Below are 7,884 nucleotides of genomic sequence, written 5' to 3'. Positions count from 1 at the left end.
CATGGGTCAACGAGAATGTGGCCGATCTGTTGAGCGGTCCGTTTGATTTGTCTGAAGCGTCCTTTGTTGCCATGCTAAAATATCTAGACTTCAGGTTTGAAGCGATCGGATGGCGTAACAAATATCCAGCACTGGTTGAGCCTTTTGAAGCAATGTGCGAAATGACGTGCGTTAAAGCTGTCTACGGGGATTAGACGCACCTGAAATTAACACGCTATTTCTTACAAACATCCACCAAATTTTTAACCCTTTTCACTAATCTATTATCCAACGGGATATTTTCCCAATGCTGTAGATGATGAGAGGTGGACGTTATGGAAATGCTAAAAACGTGGTATTTGGGCGCAACCAACCCCAAAGAAGTCAACTTCAAGACGATGTTCATTGCCAGTTTGGCAGCCAAAGGCAACATCTTTATGGCTCAACTCATCGGTGCGGCTCTGGTTGGGGTCGCCTTCCTACTTGGCGATGACGGCGATGGTGCTTTCAACAAATATATAACGTGGCAACTCTTCGTGGTTGCCCTTTGCGCAATCTCAGCACGTAGCCACAAGTACTTTTCCTTTATGGAGTTGGATAAAGGCTATCACTCTATCTTAGACCGTTGCTTGCTAGCGGGTCTCAATTTCTTGCTTGTATGGCAATGGGCAGACTCGTTTTTACATCCAAGTTTCGGGCTCTTCGTCTCCATTTGCTACGCTATCTTTAGCTTCTTCCTTTTCGCACCCAAGAAGGACCGTGAAGCCTTAAAGGTTTAAAACTTTTAGAACCCTTAGACGTTTCAAACATTTTGCAAAAAAATGCCGCTGTCTCCATTAAAGAGGCAGCGGCATTTTTGTATTCGTCAGTTGCGTATGCTGGTTTTACTTAGCAAGGCGCTTTGTTCATTCAGCAGGGGCAAGCGATGCTTTGCTGCTTGATGATGAAGGGCGATCAATATGAGCCCACGCAGGTCGTTCAAACAAGAAGCGACCAAAGCCAACCTTCTTGATAACCCAATAAAGCACAAGCGGCGCGATCACGGCTGTAGCAGTAACCAGAGCTGAGATTGTACCAAGATCAAGGAAGCCACCAAACTTCAACAACACGGCGCGAGAGACGGCCATCGGGAAGAAGAAGGCGAGATAGACCACGATTGAGTTCTGTCCGCAAAAACGCAGGAATGACATCCAACGAACCTTTGCAAGCAGAGCGGACACAATAATCACACCCACAGCACCAGCAAATCCAAGACCCAATGCGATAATTGGAAGATCACCAATCTGTCTAACGCTCGGCAAACCATGACGCGTGATTTCAACTGAGTTGAACATCAACATGGCATTGACCACACCCCACAAAAGCAGAGCAAGAACACTAAGGCTCACATTGTTGCGTGCCCATTCAGCCAGCTTGAAGATGTGCGGTGCAAAGAAATAGCCTGCGAAGAAATAGACATAACGCGATGCAAATTCATCCACGATCAGGCTGCCTGTATGGATAGGCGCAATTTGCAAAACAGCTGCCGCGCCGAAAACTAGATACCACGGGAGCGGTTTCAAAAGCTTCGTCACAACAAACATAATTGGCAGCATATAGATGAACCAAAGGGTAGAATATGGCTCCCAGAATGTTTGGAAATAAAGCAATGGAAGATTAGCAAAGCCAATTTCTGCGCCATTAGTCGGGATTTTGATGCCGAACTGGATGAATGTCCAAATCAGATAGAAGTAGACAAAATGCATCACCTTTTTATCTAGGTAACTCTTCCAAGGACGATCAATAACAAGCGCTAAGAACAGGCCAGCAATCATAAAGAAATCAGGCATTCTGAAAGGGCGGGCAAATTCTACAACGTAGTGGAGCCAGCCTTCGCCGCCGGCAGCTTTGCCAACACCCAAAGTTGAATGCATCATAACCACAAAGATGATGCAAAAGCCTTTTGCATAATCAACCCAGTCGATGCGCCCATCACTTCCAGCAGGAAATGAGGCTTTAAGTGTACTTGCTGTCGTCATAATCACTCACCCAAGTTATTTAAGTAGGCTCGGAAAATACCACGGAAGCGTATTAATACTTGTAACGGCTGTGTGAAAATGGCGGAAATCCGCGGCTATGATTAACAGCGACCTAAACTAATTGCAGAAAATCAGCTCTTTTTTGCTTAACAGCAGCTTCACCTTAACTGCCCCTTAAATCGCCGCATTTAGATTTCATGCCAAGGAACCAATTAAATTTGCAAACCATCGACGGGAATTCGCTTAGTGTTCAAACGTGCGAAGAAAAAAACAAAGCGGATCGAACCTAAAATCGATGCGAATTTTGGACGTGGCCGCAAGGGTGATCTCAATCTTGCCCTCAGCGAAGAAGACCGCCCCGGTGGGAAGTCTGGCAAGAAGCGCAAAGCCACGCGCAAAAAAGCACCCGCAAAATCGAGCGCCCGCCGCAAGCCTCAAAAAGCCACTGCAAAGGACCGACGCAAAAAAGCACGCTCATCAGGTGGCCTCGTTGGTTTCATGCGTAAAGGTATTTACTGGTCCTTGGTATTGGGCCTATGGGCCGTCATCGGTGTGGTTGGCATTCTGGGCTACTATACCGCGAAGCTACCAAACAGCTCGCAATGGGCCGTGCCAGACCGTCCGCCGAATGTGAAGATTGTCGCTGTTGATGGTTCATTGATCGGCAACCGCGGCACAACGGGCGGCGAAGCTGTACCCTTACACGAGATGCCGGCTTATATGCCGCAAGCCATTGTCGCGATTGAAGACCACCGTTTTTATCAGCACTTTGGTTTTGATGTTTTAGGCTTTGCCCGTGCCATGGTGACAAATATTGCTAAAGGCCGTCTGGCTCAGGGTGGTTCCTCTCTTAGTCAGCAATTGGCGAAGAACCTCTTTCTATCACCGGCCCGCACCTTTGAACGCAAAGTACAAGAATTGGTTTTGGCGTTTTGGTTGGAGACAAAATACACCAAAGACCAAATCGTCGAGATATATCTCAACCGCGTTTATTTCGGCGCCAATGCTTATGGCGTTGATGCAGCAGCAAGACGCTATTTCAAAAAATCTGCCCGTGATCTCAATCTTGGTGAAGCAGCAACCTTGGCGGGTCTCGTTAAAGCACCTTCACGCCTTGCTCCTTCAAAAAATCCTGAAGGCGCGCGCAAACGGGCCAAGCTTGTTTTGGCCGCCATGGAGCGCGAAGGCTATATTTCAGAGCGTGAACGCGAAATTGCCCTCGACATTCCTTCCAACAAAATACCACCACGCAAAACCGGCGCTCACAATTACATTGCTGATTGGGTGATGAATGTTCTGCCGAAATATGTGGGCGAGATCAAAGAAGACGTCATTGTCGACACGACAATTGATCGCCACTTACAAGAATTTGCTCAAAACGCCATTGCAAAGGGCCTTAATGACGACGGCAAGAAACTCGGCGTATCACAGGGCACACTCGTCTCAATGGATGGCATTGGCGCGGTGCGCGCAATGGTCGGTGGGCGGGATTATGGCAAAAGCCAATATAACCGTGCGGTCAAAGCAAAACGTCAGCCTGGTTCGTCATTCAAGCCTTTTGTATACTTAGCAGCCGTTGAAAGCGGCCTAACCCCCGACACCATTCGGGTGGACAAACCGATTTCAATCAAGGGCTGGAAACCCAAGAACTACTCAAAGAAATATGAAGGCGAAATCAAACTTCGTTCAGCGCTTGCAAAATCTCTCAACACGATTGCCGCCCAATTGGCCTATGAGGTTGGACCGCAAAGTGTTGTGGATGTGGCCAATAGATTGGGTGTGCGCTCAAAGCTCAAACCTAATTATTCACTGTCACTTGGTACGTCTGAAGTAACGCCTTTTGAATTGGCAACGGCCTATGTGCCGTTTGCAAATGGCGGCTATAGAGTTGCCCCTTATATCGTCAAACGCGTGATCACCAAGAGTGGCAAAGTGCTCTATCAGCGAGATGGCAATGAGCAATATGTCAAAGTCATCAACGCTAAACACCTAGGCATGATGAATGCGATGCTGTCAGAGACTTTGGTGACAGGCACTGGCAAACGGGCCGCTTTGAAAAAATGGCCTGCGGGTGGCAAAACGGGTACCAGCCAAGAATTTCGCGATGCATGGTTTGCAGGCTTTACCGCAAACCTCACCACGGTGGTCTGGGTTGGCAATGACAACAACAAACCAACCAAAAAAGCGTCTGGCGGCAATTTACCTGCAGCCATCTGGAAGCAATTTATGGAAGAGGCTCATCAAGGTGTGCCGATTGCCGATTTACCAGGCCGATATAAAGATCAAATCTTCGCTGACAATTTGCCGCAAAACATCAACGATATAATCGTCCAAAATGGCGGCACCCCAATACCAACCACTCCTCCGCCGCAAGTTGTTCGCGCAAATGAGGATAAAAAGGGTATCAAAGGCTTCTTTAAAAAGATTTTTGGGCGCGAATAGCAAATTTGCGCTTTTCAAAGATTAATGATCGCTAGTGTTAGGTATAGCTAGAGCTTTCATTTACTACTGCTTTAAGCTCGTTACCCAACACAGGTATTTCAAAATATTCAAACCATTGAAATACAATCTCTTTTCAGCAACATGCATTTATACACATCACGTATTCTTTAAAGCGGCTATTTATAGTGCACAAAAGAAGCGAATTTGTGCTTTGACAAAACCTTATAGTCGCCGTTACTTTCAAAACAAGGGCATTTTATCGGCCCGTATATTGTACAGATTTGCTTCATTAGGCTTCTCAAGAAGTCGGTATTTTACATTTATTTTTCTCAGGAGGGCTCAATGCTTTTACGTTCACTAACAGCCGTTGTACTTAGCGCAACATTCTTAATCGCCGTTCCCGCGCCGCAAGCACAAGCAGGCAATGCAGGGAAAGTTCTTGGCGGCCTTGCAGCAGGTGCCGCCGCTGGTTTCATTGCTCATAAAGTTTACAAGAACCAAAAGCGCAAGAAGCGTGCCCGTCGTTATTATAGCAAGCGTCGTCAATATAATAACCGCCGCACATATTCAAAACGCAAAACATACTCGAAACGCACACGTGCAGCCTTCAACCAAAACACTTACAACACACAAACATGGTTGAACCAATTGGGTTATAATGCCGGGTCTGCCGATGGCATTTCTGGTCGCCGCACAAGAAATGCTGTTCGTCAGTTCCAAATTGCAAACGGCTTGCCATCAACTGGCGCTTTAAGCCCACAGCAAACCGCATTGCTTTCTCAACAAGCAGCAGTAGCTGTTGCAGGCGTTGCACCTCAAACGCCAACAACTCAGGTTGCCGTTGCTCCACAGGCACCAATAGCTCCACAAGGTTATGTTCCACAAACAGTTGTACCAGCAGCAACGGGTGTTGCAGCTTATAATGCGCTCCAGCCTCAGCAACCAGCGCTCCAGCCAGTGCAACCGCAAGTGGCTCAACCCGTTCAACCGCAGGTAATTCAGCCAGCGCAACCAGCCTTACAACCTGTTCAGCCGCAAATTGTTCAACCAGTGCAGCCACAAGTGGTTCAACCAGCTCCGTTGTTGGAAGTATCAACACCAGCACCAACATCTCCTGCCGCAAACGGTGCGCCATATTCAACAATGGCTGATCGTCCAGCAGTTCTCGGTGTAACGGTTGGTGGTTCGTTTGCGAATGTTCCGACTTTGTTGCAAAGCCAAGGTTTTGTGAACTGTGAATCATTTGCGAATGCTACATTCTGCGAAAGAACGACAGGCTTCGGCTCAGATAAAATCGCGGTGGCTGCAAGTGGTGGTAAAATCCACACCATCACGCGTAAACTATCATTCAACCAACCAACGACGCCGGCAAATGTGTTCGCTCCAATGCCTGCTACCTATAAGCCACTCATCGATGCGGCGAACCATAAAGTTGCGTCGGCTCCTGCGTGTGGTGCGTTGGTTTCAGCGAATGCTGGCACGTTTGACACGATGGTCAAGCAAAGCATGGTTGGCAACAAATATGATGCCTCAACCGTTGGCTTCTCTCATGCATGTAACTACTACTTCGCAATCAACATACCTGCGGGACCAACAGTCAATGAAGTTGAGCTGACATTCTTTGATGCCTCACCAATCATTGCATCCTTGAGCGATGGCGCAACACAAGCTGGTGCGCAAAACGGTGAATTGAAGTTTTAATCAACTTCACTCAAGACCAATCACGAAAAAGCGGAGCTTCAAGCTCCGCTTTTTTATGACTAACTCGGGCTAGGATCTAGCTATTGGTTTTGTTGATTGATTGACGGAATGAACTTGCAGGATAGGTCCCGAGAATTCTGATCTCATCCGAGTAAAACCCTAATTCCTCAAGCGCATATTTGACACCTTGATCATCAGGATGACCGTCAATTTCCGCATAAAACTGCGTCGCCGTGAATTTGCCGTCGAGTTGATAGCTTTCCAGTTTTGTCATATTCACGCCGTTAGTCGCAAAACCGCCCATTGCCTTATAGAGCGCAGCCGGAACATTTCGCACGCGAAACACAAAGGACATGACCGTTGGATGCTCTGACTTTACTGGCACTTTGGCGTCGCGAGATAAAACAACAAAGCGGGTGGTGTTGTGATCTGCGTCTTCAACATTTTTTTCTAAAATATCGAGGCCATAAAGATCAGCGGCTAGAAACGGCGCGAGGGCAGCAACATGGCGGTCCCCTCTTTCAGCCACCATTTTGGCAGCACCGGCCGTATCGCTTGCAACCATTGCAGTCCATCCGTTGTTGCGGATTATATTTCTGCACTGACCAAGCGCATGAATGTGGCTATGCACTTCCGTAATTTCATTTTTTGCAACACCTGGCAGCACCATCAATTGAAAATGGATTGGCAGGAAATATTCGCCGATAATGTTTAAATTGGATGCTGGCAAAAGGTGGTGAATATCTGCGACACGGCCCGCGAGTGAATTATCAATCGGGATCATCGCAAGATCGGCCACACTGGTTTCAACGGCTAAAAAAGCATCTTCAAAGGTCGCACAAGGTAACGGCTCCATATCGGGGAACATGTCGCGGCAAGCCGAATCTGAATTAGCGCCTTTCTCACCTTGAAAGGAAATTTTCGCGCGCATTTGGTCAGCCATTTATTTGTTTCTCACGATCGGGATGCCAGCAAGGTGCGGGCCTTTTCAAGGTCGGCAGGAGTATCGACACCAAGGGGGATTGTGTCAACGAGTGCGACCTCGATTGACATACCTGCTTCAAGAGCACGCAATTGCTCCAAACTTTCACGCGTCTCAAGTGTCGAGGGCGAAAGCGACACATATCGTTTCAATGCGTCACGCTTATATCCGTAAAGTCCAATATGATGATATAGCGGCCCCTCTCCATAAGGAGCGGTTGCTCTGGTAAAATAAAGCGCCTTTAAACGTCCATCACCAAGGGGCGACCCAACAATTTTCACCACGTTCGGATTGGTCTTTTCTGCTTCCTCAACGATCTCAACCGCAATTGTAGAAATGTCGACGCTATCTTTTTCTAATACTTTGCAGGTTGCCTGTATTGATTGAACATCGACTGTCGGCAAATCGCCTTGAACATTGATGATCACATCGTGTTTTGCCTCAGGGTCAATTGCTTCCATCGCTTCATGGATGCGATCTGAGCCATTGGTGTGATCTGCTCGCGTCATAATTGCTTCGCCACCGGCTTCTAAAACAGCATCCACTATGGCTTGATCGTCAGCGGCAACAACCACACGCCCAATCTTGGCCTCGCTCGCACGCTTATAGACCTGAACAACCATCGACAGCCCATTTATATCAGCCAACGGTTTCCCAGGGAGGCGTGTTGAGGCCATACGAGAAGGGATCAAGACGAGCGGATTCATTAACATTCTCTGTTTAAACTGTCATTTGTCATACAACGGGCTCGTTCCTGCACCT

General features: G+C 47.6%; 7 protein-coding genes. 4 read left to right on the top strand and 3 right to left on the bottom strand.

Translation table 11 applies throughout. From position 1 onward, the window contains the following. Both ABJO30_08695 and ABJO30_08690 read left to right on the top strand, forming a co-directional pair. On the top strand, positions 1-194 hold a 194-nt coding region (locus tag ABJO30_08695), incomplete at its 5' end, for a hypothetical protein (protein MEP3232890.1). A 120-nt stretch (positions 195-314) separates the two neighbouring features. Next, complete coding sequence (locus ABJO30_08690) at positions 315-758, top strand: hypothetical protein (GenBank protein ID MEP3232889.1); 444 nt, start codon at positions 315-317, stop codon at positions 756-758. Between the two features lie 126 nt (positions 759-884). On the opposite strand, the gene ABJO30_08685 is transcribed toward ABJO30_08690, so the two are convergent. Continuing rightward, on the bottom strand, positions 885-1,997 hold the full coding sequence (locus tag ABJO30_08685) for an acyltransferase family protein (protein ID MEP3232888.1): 1,113 nt from the start codon (positions 1,995-1,997) through the stop codon (positions 885-887). A gap of 246 nt (positions 1,998-2,243) precedes the next feature. Between ABJO30_08685 and ABJO30_08680 the strand changes: the two genes are divergently transcribed. Further along, on the top strand, positions 2,244-4,439 hold the full coding sequence (locus tag ABJO30_08680; GenBank protein MEP3232887.1) for a transglycosylase domain-containing protein: 2,196 nt from the start codon (positions 2,244-2,246) through the stop codon (positions 4,437-4,439). A 342-nt stretch (positions 4,440-4,781) separates the two neighbouring features. After that, positions 4,782-6,140: a peptidoglycan-binding protein gene (locus ABJO30_08675; GenBank protein ID MEP3232886.1), complete on the top strand. Its 1,359-nt coding sequence runs from the start codon at positions 4,782-4,784 to the stop codon at positions 6,138-6,140. A 76-nt stretch (positions 6,141-6,216) separates the two neighbouring features. Here the strand turns inward: ABJO30_08675 and ABJO30_08670 are convergent, their stop codons facing one another. Beyond that, a complete protein-coding gene (locus tag ABJO30_08670; protein MEP3232885.1) occupies positions 6,217-7,071 on the bottom strand; it encodes a prephenate dehydratase in 855 nt (284 codons plus the stop codon). Between the two features lie 23 nt (positions 7,072-7,094). Next, positions 7,095-7,835 (bottom strand): 3-deoxy-manno-octulosonate cytidylyltransferase, encoded by a 741-nt coding sequence (locus ABJO30_08665; GenBank protein MEP3232884.1) that lies wholly within the window; start codon positions 7,833-7,835, stop codon positions 7,095-7,097. Between the last annotated feature and the right edge of the window lie 49 nt (positions 7,836-7,884).

This window comes from Hyphomicrobiales bacterium, assembly GCA_039973685.1.
GTDB lineage: Bacteria > Pseudomonadota > Alphaproteobacteria > Rhizobiales > JACESI01 > JACESI01.
This window is presented reverse-complemented; position numbering and strand designations above follow the sequence as displayed.

Excerpts from the sequence above, each read along its gene's own strand:
- ABJO30_08690 (MEP3232889.1), top strand. The coding sequence starts at position 315 with ATGGAAATGCTAAAAACGTGGTATTTGGGCGCAACCAACCCCAAAGAA.
- ABJO30_08685 (MEP3232888.1), bottom strand. The coding sequence starts at position 1,997 with ATGACGACAGCAAGTACACTTAAAGCCTCATTTCCTGCTGGAAGTGAT.
- ABJO30_08675 (MEP3232886.1), top strand. The coding sequence starts at position 4,782 with ATGCTTTTACGTTCACTAACAGCCGTTGTACTTAGCGCAACATTCTTA.
- ABJO30_08670 (MEP3232885.1), bottom strand. The coding sequence starts at position 7,071 with ATGCGCGCGAAAATTTCCTTTCAAGGTGAGAAAGGCGCTAATTCAGAT.
- ABJO30_08665 (MEP3232884.1), bottom strand. The coding sequence starts at position 7,835 with ATGTTAATGAATCCGCTCGTCTTGATCCCTTCTCGTATGGCCTCAACA.